Source organism: Sphingomonas lycopersici, from assembly GCF_026130605.1.
Taxonomy (GTDB): domain Bacteria; phylum Pseudomonadota; class Alphaproteobacteria; order Sphingomonadales; family Sphingomonadaceae; genus Sphingomonas; species Sphingomonas lycopersici.
Genome location: NZ_JANFAU010000006.1, coordinates 25,483 through 41,227, shown reverse-complemented (window position 1 = coordinate 41,227; position 15,745 = coordinate 25,483). Strand labels below are relative to the sequence as shown.

Sequence of the window (15,745 nt, the reverse complement as noted above, 5' to 3'; positions counted from 1 at the left end):
ATAGTTGCGCCTCTTCCAGAATAGCGGAATTTATCGCTCCTATCGTCCCCGATTGCAGCACCTGCTTCGGAATAAGTCTACCTTTGCAGAATCGATGGCGGCTTTCTTTGACGATCGCTACGGTATTGCACATGTTTTGCAGCCGGTTTTGACGGGAGATTCTAGCGCCTTCTTCGCCAATGGCGATGATCCCGAAACGCAGCGCCTTTGGGCGGTAGAACAGGGCATGAAAGCCGGAACCGCTCTTGATGTAATTTTACTTTCACAGATAGAGCACCATCGCACAGAGGTATTCTACAACTCGGATCCGATGCGTTACGGCGACGCCTTTCTCAAGCGTTTGCCTGGTTCGGTGCGGCGGACGGTGGCTTGGCGTGCCGCCCCCTCCCACGGAGGAGAGTTTCTGTCGCACGATATTATCGTCAACAACTTCCCTGCGCTACTCGACAGTTACCGCGACCAGGGCGCGCGCGCGGAATATTTGGCACCGGCGCATGATACGGTGATGGACGCCTATGCTGCGCGAACAGATCGGCCGATCGACGTTCTGTTTGTTGGCACTTATTCTCGCTACCATCGAACACGCGCACTCGCGCTCGAGGCGGTCGCGGCGCTGCGACACGAAATGAGAGTTGCGTTCCATCTCGATCGGTCTCGCCTCACACGTCTAGCGGAGACGCCGCTTGGTTGGCTCCCTCCCCTTGCGCGTCATCGTCGAAGCCGCAATATACGCGCTGTCACCTACGAACCCGTTTTTGGGCGCGACCTACTCGATGCGATGGGTAACGCACGGATCATCGTCAATGGTGCGATCGACATGGCAGGCGAAGATCGCGGCAACATGCGCGTCTGGGAAGCGCTCGGTTGCGGCGCGACGTTAGTCAGCGACGCAGGCTGCTATCCCGACGATATGATACCAGGCAAACATTTCATTACTTACCGGAGCGTGGAGGAACTCATTGCGCATCTTCGCGCCCTTCATGCGGATGTAGCGCAATGCCAAAGGCTGGCGGAGGCGGGACACGAAATGATCGCCGATCGCTTTTCCAAGGCGCGCCAATGGGCGCGATTCGAGGAAATTGTCGCATGAAGATGTTATTGAGACGTGCGCTCGATGGCTACGGCAAAAACCGGTTAAAAGGTATTGTAGAAATCGCTGTGGGAGAACGGTCGTCAGTTCGCTTCGATCGGATTGGCCGGGTTCGCGGATGCCATCTGGTTGTAGGGGACGATTGCATCATTAACGCGCGCATTTCATTCGATCGCGCAGGCGCTGATTTTGTCTGTGGTAGCCGCTGCTATGTCGGAGCTAGCCACTTCGTGTCAGCTCAATCGATCAGCCTAGGCAATGATGTCGTCATTTCGTGGGGCGTGACGGTCGTTGATCATAACTCTCATGCTCTTGAATGGCAGTATCGCGCTCGCGACGTGCTTGACTGGGGACAGGGCAGGAAAGACTGGAGCCAAGTAAAGATCGCTCCCGTGCGAATAGAAGACAGGGCCTGGATCGGCTTCAATGCCATCGTCCTGAAAGGCGTCACCATCGGTGAAGGTGCGGTCGTTGCGGCGGGGGCGGTCGTCACGAAGGACGTCGCTCCTTATACGGTGGTTGCGGGCAACCCCGCTCGCCCCATCCGCACGCTGTCGAGAGCCGATATATGACCGAGACATCGCATGGCAGCTGGGAAGAAGCGGTGCGCTGGCTACGCGAGCAGCCGGAGCGGGCGGACCTTGTCCGCGACGCCTATTACGACGATCCACTGATCGAAGCGGCTGACCGGTACCGACGCAGCAACGAGTGGGAAGCGGTTCGCGCGATCATCGGCACCGGCCCCGGGGAAGCACTCGACGCCGGCGCAGGGCGGGGCATCGCCAGTTACGCACTCGCCAAAGACGGTTTCTCGGTGACCGCGCTCGAACCAGACCCGAGCGAGCTAGTCGGCGGGGGCGCGATCAGGGGACTCGCGCGTGATGCTGCGCTGACGATCCGGGTGGAAGAACGCCTGTCCGAGCAATTGCCGTTCGCCGAGGCTACGTTCGACGTGATCTTCGCGCGCGCCGTGCTGCACCATATCAGTGATCTGCCGGCGGCGATGCGCGAATTCCATCGCGTGCTGCGCCCGGGCGGTATTTTCGTCGCCACACGCGAGCACGTCGTCACCACCGCGGCGGACTTGCCGGCATTCTTCGACGGCCATGCGCTGCATCATCGCTACGGCGGCGAGAACGCGCATCCGCTGGAAATCTATCAAAACGCGATCCGTGAATCGGGCCTTATGCTTGAACGTACGATCGGCTCGCTCGACAATCCGATCAACTACGGTCCGCAGTCCACCGCTGAGATTCACCGTCGCATTGCCGGTCAACTCGTGCCGATTCCCATGCTGCGTCCCTTGGCGACCGCCCTGCTCGATCTCCCTGGGGTGGGTAGCACGGTACGTCGCCTCGCCTCGCGCATCGATCGGCGCCCGGGTCGACACGTTTCTTTCGTCGCGCGCAAACCGAAATGAACCTTGCTTGGGTCACAGGGGGCGCCGGGTTCATCGGGCGGTCTCTCGTGCGACATCTCGTCGCCACGGGAACGCGCGTGGCCGGGATCGATCTCGCCGAGGCTGCCGGCCTGACCCACATCACCGCGGGTTGGCAGGTTGGCGCCGTGTCACACGAAAAGTTAGACGCGCTCGCCCAGAATACCGGCCTTCCCGACGTCATTTATCACCTTGCCGGCGGATCGTCGGTCGGCGCGTCTCTTTCCGAGCCCTTTCGCGATTTCACCGCGACGGTCGCCGGCACCGCGATGCTGCTCGATTGGTTGCGTAATCATAGCCCGGTGACGCGGCTCGTCATCGTCTCGTCAGCCGCGGTCTATGGCAACCTTCATGTCGATCCGATTGCCGAGGATGCGGCAACGGCGCCCTTCTCGCCCTATGGCGCACACAAGTTCGCGATGGAAACGATCTGCGCCGGCTGGGCCGGCAGCTTCGGGCTCCCCGTTGTCGCTGTGCGCTTGTTCTCAGTTTATGGCCCGGAACTGAGGAAACAGTTGCTATGGGATCTTTGCGGGAAGCTAACGGTGAGTGATGCGCCCATCGTGCTTGGTGGCACAGGCGCCGAACTGCGCGACTGGACCCATGTCGACGATGTCGTCCGCGCACTGGTCATCGCGACGCCGCTAGCCTCGCCGGCAATGCCCGTCATCAACGCCGGATCGGGCCGCGCGAGAAGCGTGCGGGAGATCGCTGAGGTCGCGGCTCGCGCTTTCGGCCGCGATCCTGCGTGCCTTTCATTCTCGGGCAACAGTCGGCCGGGAGATCCCTTCAGCCTCATCGCAGCGCGGGGCCTGCTCGACGCGATCGGATTCGACTGGCGAGTAGATCCAACCGCCGGTGTCGAAGATTACGTGCGCTGGTATCGCACGCGGGATTCGCTGTGATCCGTTTCGGCGTACCTCCGATCGGCGGCAAGGGATGGTTCGGCGGATGGATGTACATGTGCAATCTGATCCGGGCATTGGCTCGACATGGCGATCCTGCGATCGAGACCGTCCTGTTTCTCGATCCCCGCCGAGCAAACGACCCGCAGGTCCGCGATCTGCCAGCCTTGCCTCGGACCCGCATCGTGATCGACCCGACATTCTCCGAGGATCGGGTGCGCAGCGGAATCGGCCACACCGTCCTGACGGGGCGCAACGCCCCCATCCTCGACGCTCTCCGGCGCGAACGGATCGGCGTCGCGTTCACGCCTGCGATCTATCTCGGCTGGCGCAGTGAAATCCCCAGCGTCAGCTGGTTTCCCGATTTTCAGCATCGCCACCTTCCCGGTATGTTCAGCCGTTCGGCCTGGTGGAAGCGCGAACTCGGATTCCGTGCCCAGATTGCCTCGAGTGCGGCGATCCTATTGAGCAGTCACGATTCCGAGCGCGATTGCCTTTCGTGGTACCCGTCCGCGCGTGGTCGCACCCATGTTGCCCGTTTTGCTGTTCCGCTCGACGACTGGCCCGACGCTGACACCGCGTGGTCCCGATTGCGCGCTGCCGATATTCCGGAAGATTTCGTCTTTCTTCCCAATCAGCTATGGCAGCACAAAAATCACCTGCTCGCTATCGATGCGGCAGCGCTGCTAACGCAGCGGGGCCTGCGTCGTCCAATATTGGCAACAGGTCATGGCGAAGATCCGCGGCGTCCAGGCTATCGCGATGTACTCGCCGAACGAATCGTCGAAGTCGGCGCGCAGGATTCCTTTCGCCTGATAGGGAACGTCGATCATGGGCTAGTCCGCGCGCTTATGGTCGGCACCAATGCACTACTTAACCCATCCCGATTCGAAGGCTGGAGCACGACGGTCGAGGAGGCCAAAGCGGTCGGCACGCCGCTGATATTGTCAGATCTTTCCGTCCATCGTGAGCAAGCCCCCGGCGCTACGTTCTTCGGTATTGACGACGCGGGCGCACTCGCCAGCGCGATCGCCGCCGCGCCCCCGCGCCCACTCGCGCAGATTCGGGCAGCGGTAGCAGCGGCTCGCGACGAAACAGCTCGCCGGCAGCGCGCCTTTGCCGAGGCGCTCAACACTGCCATTTTTGCCGCAGCCCATACCGGCAAGGGAAATTACCCGGCATGAAGATCAGCGTGATTACCGTCAGCTACAATGCTGCCGCGACGATCGCCGACACCATCGCGTCGGTGCAGGCACAGGATCATCCGGATATCGAGCATGTCATCATTGACGGTAACTCAAAGGACGGAACACAAGCGATCGTCGCGCAAATGGCCAACGCCCGGACCATTTTCGTGTCAGAGCCCGATCGCGGGCTATACGACGCGATGAACAAGGGTGTCGCGCGCGCGTCGGGCGATGTGATCGGTATCCTTAACGCCGACGACTTCCTTGCCGATCCGGCAGTCCTGTCGCGGATTGCGCGTCCATTTACCGAAGATCCCTCGCTCGATGCCGTTATTGGCGATATCGCTTTCCTTGCATCGGGTCTGAGGTTCGGGCGGCGCTACGACAGCGGGCGTTTCCATCCCAATCGGATAGGCTGGGGCTGGATGCCCGCACATCCAGGCATGTACCTGACCCGCCAAGCCTATGACTTAGTCGGCGAGTATCGCACCGACTATCAGATCGCGGCCGATTTCGAGTTCATCGTTCGCGCCTTCGCTAAAGCCCGTTTGCGCTACCGCTATATCCCCGATGTATTCGTTCACATGCGGCCGGGTGGGGTCAGTACCGCCGGCTTGCGGGCAAAGTGGACCATCAACCGCGAAATGCTACGTGCCTGCCGCGCGCATGGCGTGCGGACGTCTTGGCCGATGATTCTCAGCAAATACTTCTTCAAGACTCTAGAATATATGAAGAAATAGGCTCTCAGGTCGCCGTCGAGTTCCTCATCCGGACCAGTCGCTTGGCGTAGCCGATCACACCGAAATAAACCACGACGGTGAGCGCAATGATCGTCAGAGTGTTTCGCGGCGCCCCAGCCGCGATAAAGCTCGGCAACACCACCATCATCAAATAGGCAGCGAGTCCCCCCGGCCAGCCAAATGCCGCGAGCAGGTGATGGTGGAGGTGATCACGATCACCAACAAACGGTGATTGCCCTCGCGCCATTCGCACCGTCATCAACCGAACCATATCCAGCACGGGCAAAAGAAAGATAAGCCCGATCTGGTCCGATGCTGCGTGATTGTGCGGATTGGGAGCCCCAGCCGCAACCAGTGACATGAACCCGATGAAAGCCGCGAGCCCGTAGCTCCCACCATCGCCAAGGAACAACGCGCCCGCCAAGTTGAACGCAAGGAGCACAATCAGCACGCCGCTCAAACCCAACACGACGGGCATCATATTATCCGGCAGCGCGTTGCCGAGGAAATAGATCCACGCAAGGCACATACCGATCAGCAGCCCATTCTTGCCATCAGCAAGGTTCGAAGCCTGGATCAGCGCGACGATCGACAGAATCGTAAAAATCATCGCGACCGTCGGCTGTAGCGCGATACTCCCGTGATCATAGTTCCAGGTGATCGCGCGCACGACCAATGTCGGTGCCCACAACAGCGCCCCCACGATCGCAACGAAGCAGAAGGTCAAGCGGAGCAAGGCTGAAAGATGCCGGCGATCATCAATCAGCCCTAGCAGGGTGACGGCTGCCGCACACAGGACGACCGGCAAAAGGATCGTCGCTGGCTGCGGGTTGAGTGCAATCCAGATGCCAACCCAGGGATAAAAGCCAAATAAGAGCACCAGCCCGCCCATCAACGGGGTCGGGCGCCGATGCGATTTACGACCGCCAGGTATATCGAGCAGGCGAAGCTTCGTGGTCAGTGGCCCCGCTGCCAGGCACAGCAAGAGGGTTATCGCCGAACAAATCGGGGGCAGCAGAACGGAGTAGGTACTAAACAGGTTGCCCACGGTGCGCCCACTAGCCCAAGAATCAGGTCAGTGCCAGAGGCGATGGACGTCGCGGAAAAATGCTTTCGTCCCTCGCCGAATCGAGAAGATATTGAGCCGTCCATCGCCCGAACGCATGGTCCGCGACGGTAGACCGACGCGCTCGAAACCGATAAATGCGCCCGTTCCTTTGCCACATTTGGTGACACTACCCCTCTCTTCTGGGACCGACATGACCAAGACCGCACTTATCACCGGCATTACCGGTCAGGACGGCGCCTATCTGGCCGAACTCCTCCTGGCCAAGGGCTATCAGGTGCATGGCCTCAAACGAAGGTCGTCCTCGTTCAATACCGCGCGGATCGATCATATTTATCAAGATCCGCACGAAAGCGGCGCGCAGCTTCATTTGCATTATGGCGACATGACGGATTCGACCAACCTCATCCGCATCGTTCAGGAGATCGTGCCTGATGAGATTTACAATCTCGCCGCACAGAGCCACGTGCAGGTGAGCTTCGACACGCCCGAATATACTGCTAATGCCGATGCCATCGGGACGCTCAGAATGCTTGAGGCGATCAAGATTCTTGGCCTGACGGACAAAACACGATTCTACCAAGCTTCCACCTCCGAACTTTACGGGCTCGTTCAGGAAGTACCTCAGAGTGAAACGACGCCCTTTTACCCACGCTCACCTTATGCTGCGGCAAAGCTATATGCGTATTGGATTACAGTAAATTATCGCGAGGCGTACAATATGTTCGCCTCCAACGGCATCTTGTTCAACCACGAAAGCCCGATCCGTGGCGAAACGTTCGTCACCCGCAAGATAACCCGCGCGGTCGCTGCGATCCATCTCAAGATTCAAGACAAGCTATGGCTCGGCAACCTCGACGCGCAACGCGATTGGGGCCATGCGCGCGACTATGTAGAGGGAATGTGGCGAATCCTGCAGCACGATCGCGCCGATGATTTCGTTCTGGCGACGGGGCGGACTCAAACGGTTCGTCTCTTCGTCGAGCGCGCATTCGCCCATGTCGGTGTCTCGCTCGAATGGCGAGGCAGCGGCGTCGAAGAATGCGGCCTATGCGCCGAGACCGGCCGCACTCTCGTCAAGGTTGACCCGCGTTATTTCCGACCGACCGAGGTCGAGTTGCTGATAGGCAATCCCGCCAAAGCCAAGGCCGAGCTCGGATGGGAGGCCACGACCAGCTTCGAGGACTTGGTGACCGACATGATGGTAGCGGATTTGAAGACAGTTGAGCGCGAAGCGCAGCATCGGCGCATCGATGAGGAAACCGCTTTGCGCCGACGCTCGGTGGCCTGAGCGCGATGCCTGAATTCCAGCTCTCTGGACGCCGTGTTTGGGTGGCGGGTCATCGCGGCATGGTTGGCCAGGCCCTCGCACGGCGCCTGACGCAAGAGGATTGCGCACTCATCGAGGCGCCGCGCGATCGGCTCGACTTGCGTCGGCAGGGGGCTGTCGAGGAATGGATGGGGCATGCACGTCCCGACCTCATCTTCGTGGCGGCTGCGAAGGTTGGCGGAATTCACGCCAACGATACGCGGCCGGCAGAGTTTCTCTACGATAATCTGATGATCGAGGGGAATATCATCGAAGCCGCGCGAAGCGTCGGCACCGCCAAGCTCGTGTTCCTGGGATCATCGTGCATCTATCCGAAGTTCGCGCCCCAACCCATCCGGGAGGATGCGCTGCTAACCGGGCCCCTCGAACCGACCAACGAATGGTATGCGATCGCCAAGATCGCGGGGATCAAGCTCTGCCAGGCATATCGCCGGCAATACGGCCTCGACTTCATTTCGGCGCAGCCGACCAATCTCTATGGCCCGTTCGACAATTTCGACCTATCGTCGAGTCATGTGCTGCCTGCCTTGATCCGCAAGACCCACGAGGCAAAGATCGCTGGCGCCGACACATTCACGATCTGGGGCACCGGATCGCCTATGCGCGAATTCCTGCACGTCGACGATCTTGCGGATGCACTCGTTTTCCTGGCCAAATATTATTCGGGTCCAGAGATCGTCAATGTTGGCAGCGGGCAGGAAATTGCGATTGGCGATCTGGCGGAACTCGTCGCGCGCGTCGTCGGGTTCAACGGAACCGTGCTCCGCGATACCTCCAAACCCGACGGTACTCCGCGCAAGCGCCTCGACACGACGCGACTTGATGATTTGGGCTGGCGCGCTTCAATCGACCTCGAGAACGGAATTGCACGCGTCTACCGGTGGTTTCTCGATCATTACGGCTGACGGATCGCTGTATCGCACCAATCTGATCATCAGCGGGTTACCTGCAACGATCCGCTGGTAAACGGATTTGCGGCTCCTCCCAGATGCAAATTGCGCAATGTCCCTCTGGCCGGGCGCCGGATCGAGCGAGCAGTGTAACCGCAACCGCTCCCAAGGTTCCGGAATATGATGCCATCCCAGTCGAGCGCGGCGCAATCATCCGCGACAATACCGCAACTCAGCCGTCCGAGCCCTTCGATTGCGATTCGCCTGATCGTCAACAATCCCTGCAAACCGGCTGTCATGATCGCGACGTTATTGGCGCGGATGGTCGTGCCTTCGATCCGGTAGCCGCTCGCCCCGGTCGGCGTTTGCTGGTTGAATTCAATGACATTTGCGGCTGTATCGCTGTATAGTACTCCGCCAACAATCTGGACGTCATTGTAATAGCGCCCAGGAACCTGTTCGTTCATCACCCGTAGCACCCGATCGCGCGCGGCAAGTTGGCAGTTGATGAAACGGGCGTGGCCGATCGTGCCTTTGCCAGGGGAGACAGCCAGAATCACTGAAGTGTCGGATCCAGAAGTCCGCATATCACGAACCTCAAGATTCAGTGCGTTAACCCCGCCGTCTGCGACGGAAAGATCGAACCGGTTGCCCGACAGTCTCGCGCCCTCGATCGTGACGCCGGAACAACCATTGAGCACTATCGCCCCCTTTGGCAGGTTGGTGGTCACGGCATCTCGTTGCCCCGTGATCGAGGCGCCAACAACATGGACACGTTGCGCTCCCCGCAGATAGATGCCGGCACTGCGGGGGCGTTGAATGTTAGTCGATATAATCGTGATATCGCTCATCTCGCCGGGATCGGCATAGATCATGACGGCATAGGCGCCGGCGTCGTCACGCGCGCCCGTCTTGCCGGCGTCAACCACCAAGGCCGAATCTATTAGAGCCTGCCGAACCTTGTGGAAGAGCACCACCCCCTGTTTCAGTCCGCTCGCCTGAACCGAAAGACCGCGCACCGCCACATCGCAAATTTCGCCTTCCGCGCCGTAAATCCACAAAGGCGAAGCCGCGATACCGATGGCTTCCGGCGCAAGGGCCCGTCCCGCGGACGCATCGAAATCTATCACGCGAAGTCCGAGCATTCGTTTGCCTGACGCATTCCGCTGGAGGAACTGAAGCCAGCGCTCAGCACCAAACCCCGACAATCGGAGATTTTCGAGGCGAATATCCTCCATGTCGGCCTTCGCACCGCCCGATAGCGAGAACAGTGCGAAACTTCCGCTGCGCGTATCGGCGATTGCTTGGCCATTTCCAGCCGCGACCAGATTGCGCAGCGTGACTCGCGATACATCCTGTGCCGTGAACAGCGGTGGGGCGATGCGGTTTCCCGCGTAGGTAAAGAGCGCGCCCTCCCCTTCCAGAACAACATTGCCCGGCAGCTTGATTGATCCGTTCGCGATCAGATCGTTCGTATCGACTGCGATGGGCCCGGTCTGGAGCCGGACCGTTCCGCCGCCATAACCCGCGACCTCCCGCATCGCAGCACGTAATCCACCCACCGAAGCGCCGCGCCCAGTAACCGAGATCGTTTCACGGCGACGCAACAGCGCGCTTGTCGTTTGTCGCCCCGATTCCAACGCCTGTGTGACCGCCGCGCCGGCCACACCAATGAATCGCCGCCTGCCGATCTCCATCATAATCCTCGGTATAACACCGATTGACCCGCACACACCCCGATGATTTGGCTATTTCGCCGGCACCATCTCCCGGTCGATCGCTCAAGCGCGGAACCAGTGCCGGCGCAGGAAATAGGCAATGATTCCAACCGAAATGACGATACAGGCGATGATGATCGCATCGAATGCCCACGGCTTTTGCGCATAAGGCAGCCCGGCGACGTTCATCCCGTAAAGCCCGGTGATGAAGGTCAGCGGCAGGAACACCATCGCCGCAATCGCGATGATCAGGCTGCGCGTATCGATCAGCTCGGCGCGCAGGTCGGTGAGCGTTTCGTGGATCAGGCTGGCGCGCTCGCGGATCGCCTCGAGCTCCTCGGCCATGCGCGCGGCGCGATCGGCGGCGGCCGCGACATGCGCGCGATCGTCCTCGCTCAGCCAGTCGCCCTGCAATTGCGCGAGCTTGTCGAGTGCGGCGCGTTGCGGGTTGAGGAAGCGGCGATAGCCGATCGCGGCGATCCGCGCCCGCGTCACCTTGCGGCGCAGCTCGTAGACGCGGTTCGCATCCAGCTCCTGCTCGCAATCGTCGATCTGATCGCCGAGCTCGGCCACCACCGGATCGAGATCGTTGGTGATCGCGGTGGCGAAGGTGGTGATCAGATCGCCGGGGTCGTCCGCGGTCCCGTCCTTCACCGCCTGCTCGACCACGTCGGTCGCGACGAGATGCTTGCGCGTCACTGAGATCACCCGCCCCTTGGTGGCCCAGATCCGCACCGAGGCGAGCAGGTCGGACGGATAGACCTCCTCCTCGCTCCGCCCGCGCAGGTTGAGATAGGCGCCGGTATCATAGCCGTCGCAGCGCGGGCGGGTTTCCTGCGCGGTGAGCGCCTCGACGAGATGTTCGGGAAGCCGCGCTTCGTCACGCAGCCAGGCTCGCGTCGCGTCGCCGGTGCCGGAGAAATGGACCCAGACCATCCCGGCGTCGCACGCCGCCGCTTCCTTCACCGTGATACGGCGCGCCACGCCATTGTCGATACGATAGCCGAACCCGCTCACAGCATCTCCACGTCGACGGTCAATCCCGGTCCCGCGTCCAACGGCGGCGCGGCGCATTCGATCCGCGCGGCATCGGCGCGCGCGCGATCGAGGATCGCGCGCGGCACCCCCGGCCGATGCGTCACGCGATCGGCCTGCGCGAGCAGCCGCGCCTCGCGCAATGTCAGATCGTCGGGGTCGGCCGAGCGCAATTTGAGCGGAACGATCCCCGCCGTGACCGCTGCGTCGACCGGCCCGGCATCGGGCGCCTCGCCGTGCTCGCCGAGCGGATCGAGCGCCCCGCCCGGCGCCAGCGCCGCACCGATCGCGCGCCGCCGGTCGCCGGCTTCAGGATAACGCGCACGCCAAGCGCCGCGCGCGGCATGCAGCCCCTCGGCGAGCCGCCCGAGCCGCGCCGGCAGCAAGGCCTCCAGCCGCTGCCTGAGCGCCGCCGCCAGCCCGGCGGAGGCGCCGCCGGTGCCGATCGCGACGATCACCGGCGCACGATCGACAATCGCGGGCAAGGTGAAGTCGCACAGATCGGGACGATCGACCGCATTGACGAGGACGCCACGCGCCCTGAGCCGCGCGACCGCCGCCTCGTCATCGACGACGATCGCGAACCTCGCTTCCTCCGTTCGCCCCGAGCTCGTCGAAGGGCTGCTTTCCCCTTCACCGCGCGTCGAAGAAAAGGGCAACGCTTCGACAAGCTCAGCATGAACGGTGGTGGATGACGGCAAGGGCTTCCCCGCCTCATCCACCACGACCGCGCCGGCACGTTCGAGCAGCCGCCGTTTCGCATCCGCCGCCTCGCCTTCCCCGATCAGGATCACCGGCCGCCCGGCGAGGCTGACGAACAGGGGAAGGCTGGCGAGCGTCACAACCAGTCCGGCACCCGCTCGGCGGCGAGGATCGTCTCGGCCGCGATGCGATCGGCCACCACGGTATAGCGATCGCCGTCGACCAGCACCTCGGGCACCAAAGCCCGGCTGTTGTAGGTCGACGCCATCGTCGCGCCATAGGCGCCCGCGGTGCGGAAGATCGCGAGATCGCCGCGCTCGACGCGATCGATCGTCCGCCCCATCGCGAACGTATCCCCCGTCTCGCACACCGGGCCGGCGATATTGGCGGTCATCGTCCCGCCGCGCGGCCGCACCGCGACGAAATCGTGCCACGCATCGTACATCGCCGGACGCGCGAGATCGTTCATTGCCGCATCGACGATGACATAGGGGTTGATCACCCCCGGCTTGACCCAGATCACCTCGGTCAGCAACACCCCGGCATTGCCCGCGATCACCCGGCCGGGCTCGAACATCAATTCGACATCCCAGCCCGCGGTGGCGCGCGCGACCATCGCGCCGTAATCGGCCGGCGCCGGCGGCGCGTCCTCCTCGCGATACGGCACGCCGAGCCCGCCGCCGAGATCGACATGGGTGATCGTGTGACCGCGCCCGCGCAGCTCGGCGACCAGCTCGCCGACCCGGCGATAGGCCGCTTCGAGCGGGGCGAGATCGAACAGCTGGCTGCCGATATGGATCGCCACCCCGCGCAGGTTGATCCCCGGCAGCGTCGCGAGCCGATCGAAGATCCCGGGCGCGAGATCGATCGGCACGCCGAACTTGTTTTCCTTCTTGCCGGTGGAGATCTTGGCGTGGGTCCCGGCGTCGACGTCGGGGTTGACGCGCAGCACCGCCGGCGCGGTCAGCCCGCGCGCCGCGGCGAGCGCGGCGAGCACCACGCCCTCTTCCTCGAGCTCGAGGTTGAACTGGCCGATCCCGGCCTCCAGCCCGCGGATCAGCTCGCGGTCGGTCTTGCCGACCCCGGAGAAGACCACGTCATGCGCCGGCATTCCCGCCGCCAGCGCGCGCGCCAGCTCGCCGCCCGACACCACGTCGGCGCCATAGCCTTCGTCGGCGAGCACGCGCAGCACCCCGATATTGGGATTGGCCTTGATCGCATAAGCGAGATGGACCCGCGCGCCCGCGGCTTTCAGCCCGTCGCGAAAGACCTGCGCATGGCGCCGGAAGGTCGCGGCGGAATAGACATAGACCGGGGTGCCGACCTCGGCCGCGATCCGTTCGAGCGGCACGCCCTCGCAATGGAGCGCGCCATCGATCATCGAAAAATGGTTCATCAGCGTGGCGGCAGGTCGAACTGGTCCGACCGGCGATCCTGAGAGTTGGTGAGGAGATCGTCGCCGCGCTTGGGGCGCGCCTGGACCGACGGTTCGATCAATTTGCTGCCCGCCGGCGGGGTTTCCGCGCCATAAGGCGCGGGCGGCAGGCTTTCGCCCTTGGCCGGGCGCAGCGGATGCGTCCGACCGCAAGCGGCAAGCAACAACAGCGAGCCGAGAGCGAACACCGCCCCCCGCGTCACAAAGGCGCGCTTCATCGTCATTCTCCCCGCGCCGCGCGGATCGCGGCGCGCACATTGTCCGGCGCGGTGCCGCCGAAGCTCGTCCGGCTGGCGACCGAGGCGTCGACCGACAGCACCGAATAGACCCGGTCGTCGATCCGCGGGTCGATCGCCTTGAGGTCGGCGAGCGGCACTTGATCGAGCGTCACCGCCAGCGCCTCGGCGCGCGCCACCGCGCGGCCGGTGATGTGGTGCGCCTCGCGGAACGGCACGTTCGCCTCGCGCACCAGCCAGTCGGCCAGATCGGTCGCGGTGGCATAGCCGCTCTCGGCCAGCGCGCGCATCCGATCGGTGCGGAAGGTCGCGCTCTCGATCATCCCGGTCATCGCCGCGATGCTCAGCCCCAGCAAATCGTGGCATTCGAACACCGGGGGCTTATCGTCCTGCATGTCCTTCGAATAGGCCAGCGGCAGCCCCTTCATCGTCACCATCAGGCTGACGAGGCAGCCGGTGATTCGTCCGGCATGGCCGCGCACCAGCTCGGCGGCGTCGGGGTTGCGCTTCTGCGGCATGATCGAGCTGCCGGTCGACCATTGATCGGACAAAGCGACGAAGCCGAACGGCTGCGACGCCCACAGCACGAATTCCTCCGCCAGCCGTGACAGATGCAATGAGCATTGCGCGGCGGCGGTGAGATATTCGATCGCGAAATCGCGATCCGACACTGCATCGAGCGAGTTGCGCGTCGGGCCGTCGAAGCCGAGCGCCGCCGCGGTGGCGTGGCGATCGAGCGGAAAGCCGGTCCCGGCGAGCGCCGCCGAGCCGAGCGGGCAGAGGTTCATCCGCGCGCGCGCATCGGCGAAGCGGGTGGCGTCGCGCGCGATCATCTCGTGATAGGCCATCAGATGATGCCCGAGCGTCACCGGCTGCGCCGACTGGAGATGGGTGAAGCCGGGCATCACGTCGCCGGCATGCTGCTCGGCACGCGCGAGCAATGCGGCATCGAGCGCGGCGAGCGCGGTGCGGGTCTGGTCGATCGCGTCGCGCACCCACAGCCGGAAATCGGTCGCCACCTGATCGTTGCGGCTGCGCGCGGTGTGGAGCCGCCCCGCGACCGGGCCGATCGCCGCGGCGAGCTTCGCCTCGCTGAGCATATGGATGTCTTCCAGCGTCAGATCGTCGGGGACGCCGTTGGCTTCATAATCCGCGGCGACCGTATCGAGCCCGGCGCTGATCGCGGCGGCATCCTCCTGCGCGACGACGCCCTGCGTCGCGAGCATCGCGACATGCGCCTTGGACGCGGCGATGTCTTGACGCCACATGCGCTTGTCGAATGGGATCGAGGCGTTAATCTCACGCATCACTGCTGCGGGGCCTTCGGCAAACCGACCGCCCCACATCTGATTGGAACCGCTCATGGCTTCGCGTTCGGCGATCGTCTTTCTCCTCGGGCTGGCATTGGCCGCCGCCGGCTGCGATAGGCAAAGGCCCGGCGACGGGCAAGCGACTGCGGCGCATAATGATACGTCGCCCGACGAAGTGCAGCCGGCATCCAAGAAGCATGGCGCGCACAATGCGGTCGATCGCCACCAGCGCGGCATGGCAGCGGTCGACAGCGTCTTCATCTCGCCCGAAGGCAAGCGCGTGCGGCTCGCCGATTTCCGTGGCAAGCCGGTGCTGCTCAACCTGTGGGCGACATGGTGCGCGCCGTGCGTCAAGGAACTGCCGACGCTCGATACGCTGGGCGGGCAGTTAGGCGATCGAGTGACAATGCTCGCGGTGAGCCAGGATATGGAGCCGGCCAAGGTCGCCCCGTTCGTCGCCGCGCGGCATCTGACGCGGCTGAAGCCCTATACCGATCCCGAAATGGGGCTGAGCCTCGGCTATCGCGTCAACCTGCCGACGACGATACTGTTCGACGCCAAGGGGCATGAAATATGGCGCACCTCCGGCGAGATGGACTGGACCAGCGCCGCCGCGCGCAAGCTGATCGACGAGGCGTTCTGACCCGTCATTGACCGCAAACC

The 15,745-nt window shown here is 63.0% G+C and carries 16 protein-coding genes; 9 read left to right on the top strand and 7 right to left on the bottom strand.

Annotation, left to right across the window (positions count from 1 at the left end; translation table 11 throughout):
- The first annotated feature begins 4 nt into the window (after positions 1-4).
- Genes NED98_RS13190 through NED98_RS13165 form a run of 6 tightly spaced genes read left to right on the top strand, consistent with a single transcriptional unit; the run spans position 5 to position 5,360 of the window.
- Complete coding sequence (locus NED98_RS13190; RefSeq protein ID WP_265313324.1) at positions 5-1,090, top strand: glycosyltransferase family protein; 1,086 nt, start codon at positions 5-7, stop codon at positions 1,088-1,090.
- On the top strand, positions 1,087-1,662 hold the full coding sequence (locus tag NED98_RS23305; RefSeq protein WP_349293262.1) for an acyltransferase: 576 nt from the start codon (positions 1,087-1,089) through the stop codon (positions 1,660-1,662). The genes NED98_RS13190 and NED98_RS23305 overlap by 4 nt, the downstream gene beginning before the upstream one ends.
- On the top strand, positions 1,659-2,510 hold the full coding sequence (locus NED98_RS13180) for a class I SAM-dependent methyltransferase (RefSeq protein ID WP_265313323.1): 852 nt from the start codon (positions 1,659-1,661) through the stop codon (positions 2,508-2,510). Before NED98_RS23305 ends, NED98_RS13180 begins: the two co-directional genes overlap by 4 nt.
- Positions 2,507-3,433 (top strand): NAD-dependent epimerase/dehydratase family protein, encoded by a 927-nt coding sequence (locus NED98_RS13175; RefSeq protein WP_265313322.1) that lies wholly within the window; start codon positions 2,507-2,509, stop codon positions 3,431-3,433. The genes NED98_RS13180 and NED98_RS13175 overlap by 4 nt, the downstream gene beginning before the upstream one ends.
- Complete coding sequence (locus tag NED98_RS13170; RefSeq protein WP_265313321.1) at positions 3,430-4,617, top strand: glycosyltransferase; 1,188 nt, start codon at positions 3,430-3,432, stop codon at positions 4,615-4,617. Before NED98_RS13175 ends, NED98_RS13170 begins: the two co-directional genes overlap by 4 nt.
- Entirely contained in the window at positions 4,614-5,360 is a 747-nt protein-coding gene (locus NED98_RS13165) for a glycosyltransferase family 2 protein (RefSeq protein WP_265313320.1), read from the top strand. The genes NED98_RS13170 and NED98_RS13165 overlap by 4 nt, the downstream gene beginning before the upstream one ends.
- Positions 5,361-5,364: 4 nt before the next feature.
- Here NED98_RS13165 and NED98_RS13160 read toward each other — a convergent pair whose 3' ends face one another.
- Positions 5,365-6,408 (bottom strand): glycosyltransferase family 4 protein, encoded by a 1,044-nt coding sequence (locus tag NED98_RS13160; protein WP_265313319.1) that lies wholly within the window; start codon positions 6,406-6,408, stop codon positions 5,365-5,367.
- Between the two features lie 211 nt (positions 6,409-6,619).
- Between NED98_RS13160 and gmd the strand changes: the two genes are divergently transcribed.
- Both gmd and fcl read left to right on the top strand, forming a co-directional pair.
- On the top strand, positions 6,620-7,717 hold the full coding sequence (gene gmd, locus NED98_RS13155) for a GDP-mannose 4,6-dehydratase (protein ID WP_265313318.1): 1,098 nt from the start codon (positions 6,620-6,622) through the stop codon (positions 7,715-7,717).
- A gap of 5 nt (positions 7,718-7,722) precedes the next feature.
- Entirely contained in the window at positions 7,723-8,661 is a 939-nt protein-coding gene (gene fcl, locus NED98_RS13150) for a GDP-L-fucose synthase (RefSeq protein ID WP_265313317.1), read from the top strand.
- Between the two features lie 29 nt (positions 8,662-8,690).
- Here fcl and NED98_RS13145 read toward each other — a convergent pair whose 3' ends face one another.
- From NED98_RS13145 to argH, 6 genes are all read right to left on the bottom strand, one after another.
- On the bottom strand, positions 8,691-10,343 hold the full coding sequence (locus NED98_RS13145) for a hypothetical protein (protein WP_265313316.1): 1,653 nt from the start codon (positions 10,341-10,343) through the stop codon (positions 8,691-8,693).
- 84 nt (positions 10,344-10,427) lie between these two features.
- Entirely contained in the window at positions 10,428-11,381 is a 954-nt protein-coding gene (locus NED98_RS13140; protein ID WP_179512899.1) for a CorA family divalent cation transporter, read from the bottom strand.
- On the bottom strand, positions 11,378-12,241 hold the full coding sequence (locus tag NED98_RS13135) for a precorrin-2 dehydrogenase/sirohydrochlorin ferrochelatase family protein (RefSeq protein WP_265313315.1): 864 nt from the start codon (positions 12,239-12,241) through the stop codon (positions 11,378-11,380). The genes NED98_RS13140 and NED98_RS13135 overlap by 4 nt, the downstream gene beginning before the upstream one ends.
- On the bottom strand, positions 12,238-13,497 hold the full coding sequence (gene lysA / locus NED98_RS13130) for a diaminopimelate decarboxylase (protein ID WP_265271246.1): 1,260 nt from the start codon (positions 13,495-13,497) through the stop codon (positions 12,238-12,240). The genes NED98_RS13135 and lysA overlap by 4 nt, the downstream gene beginning before the upstream one ends.
- Positions 13,497-13,754: a lipoprotein gene (locus NED98_RS13125; RefSeq protein WP_179512902.1), complete on the bottom strand. Its 258-nt coding sequence runs from the start codon at positions 13,752-13,754 to the stop codon at positions 13,497-13,499. Before NED98_RS13125 ends, lysA begins: the two co-directional genes overlap by 1 nt.
- Positions 13,755-13,756: 2 nt before the next feature.
- Positions 13,757-15,118, bottom strand: coding sequence for an argininosuccinate lyase (gene argH, locus NED98_RS13120; RefSeq protein WP_265271283.1), 1,362 nt, complete (start codon positions 15,116-15,118; stop codon positions 13,757-13,759).
- Positions 15,119-15,134: 16 nt separating this feature from the next.
- Here argH and NED98_RS13115 point away from each other — a divergent pair, with 16 nt between their 5' ends.
- Positions 15,135-15,725 (top strand): TlpA family protein disulfide reductase, encoded by a 591-nt coding sequence (locus NED98_RS13115; RefSeq protein ID WP_265313314.1) that lies wholly within the window; start codon positions 15,135-15,137, stop codon positions 15,723-15,725.
- Positions 15,726-15,745 lie beyond the last annotated feature (20 nt).

What these genes read in the sequence shown, in the direction of transcription:
- NED98_RS13115 (WP_265313314.1), top strand. Translation starts at nt 15,135, where the DNA reads ATGGCTTCGCGTTCGGCGATCGTCTTTCTCCTCGGGCTGGCATTGGCC.
- NED98_RS13125 (WP_179512902.1), bottom strand. Translation starts at nt 13,754, where the DNA reads ATGAAGCGCGCCTTTGTGACGCGGGGGGCGGTGTTCGCTCTCGGCTCG.
- NED98_RS13145 (WP_265313316.1), bottom strand. Translation starts at nt 10,343, where the DNA reads ATGGAGATCGGCAGGCGGCGATTCATTGGTGTGGCCGGCGCGGCGGTC.
- NED98_RS13180 (WP_265313323.1), top strand. Translation starts at nt 1,659, where the DNA reads ATGACCGAGACATCGCATGGCAGCTGGGAAGAAGCGGTGCGCTGGCTA.
- gmd (WP_265313318.1), top strand. Translation starts at nt 6,620, where the DNA reads ATGACCAAGACCGCACTTATCACCGGCATTACCGGTCAGGACGGCGCC.
- fcl (WP_265313317.1), top strand. Translation starts at nt 7,723, where the DNA reads ATGCCTGAATTCCAGCTCTCTGGACGCCGTGTTTGGGTGGCGGGTCAT.
- argH (WP_265271283.1), bottom strand. Translation starts at nt 15,118, where the DNA reads ATGTGGGGCGGTCGGTTTGCCGAAGGCCCCGCAGCAGTGATGCGTGAG.
- lysA (WP_265271246.1), bottom strand. Translation starts at nt 13,497, where the DNA reads ATGAACCATTTTTCGATGATCGATGGCGCGCTCCATTGCGAGGGCGTG.
- NED98_RS13165 (WP_265313320.1), top strand. Translation starts at nt 4,614, where the DNA reads ATGAAGATCAGCGTGATTACCGTCAGCTACAATGCTGCCGCGACGATC.
- NED98_RS13175 (WP_265313322.1), top strand. Translation starts at nt 2,507, where the DNA reads ATGAACCTTGCTTGGGTCACAGGGGGCGCCGGGTTCATCGGGCGGTCT.
- NED98_RS23305 (WP_349293262.1), top strand. Translation starts at nt 1,087, where the DNA reads ATGAAGATGTTATTGAGACGTGCGCTCGATGGCTACGGCAAAAACCGG.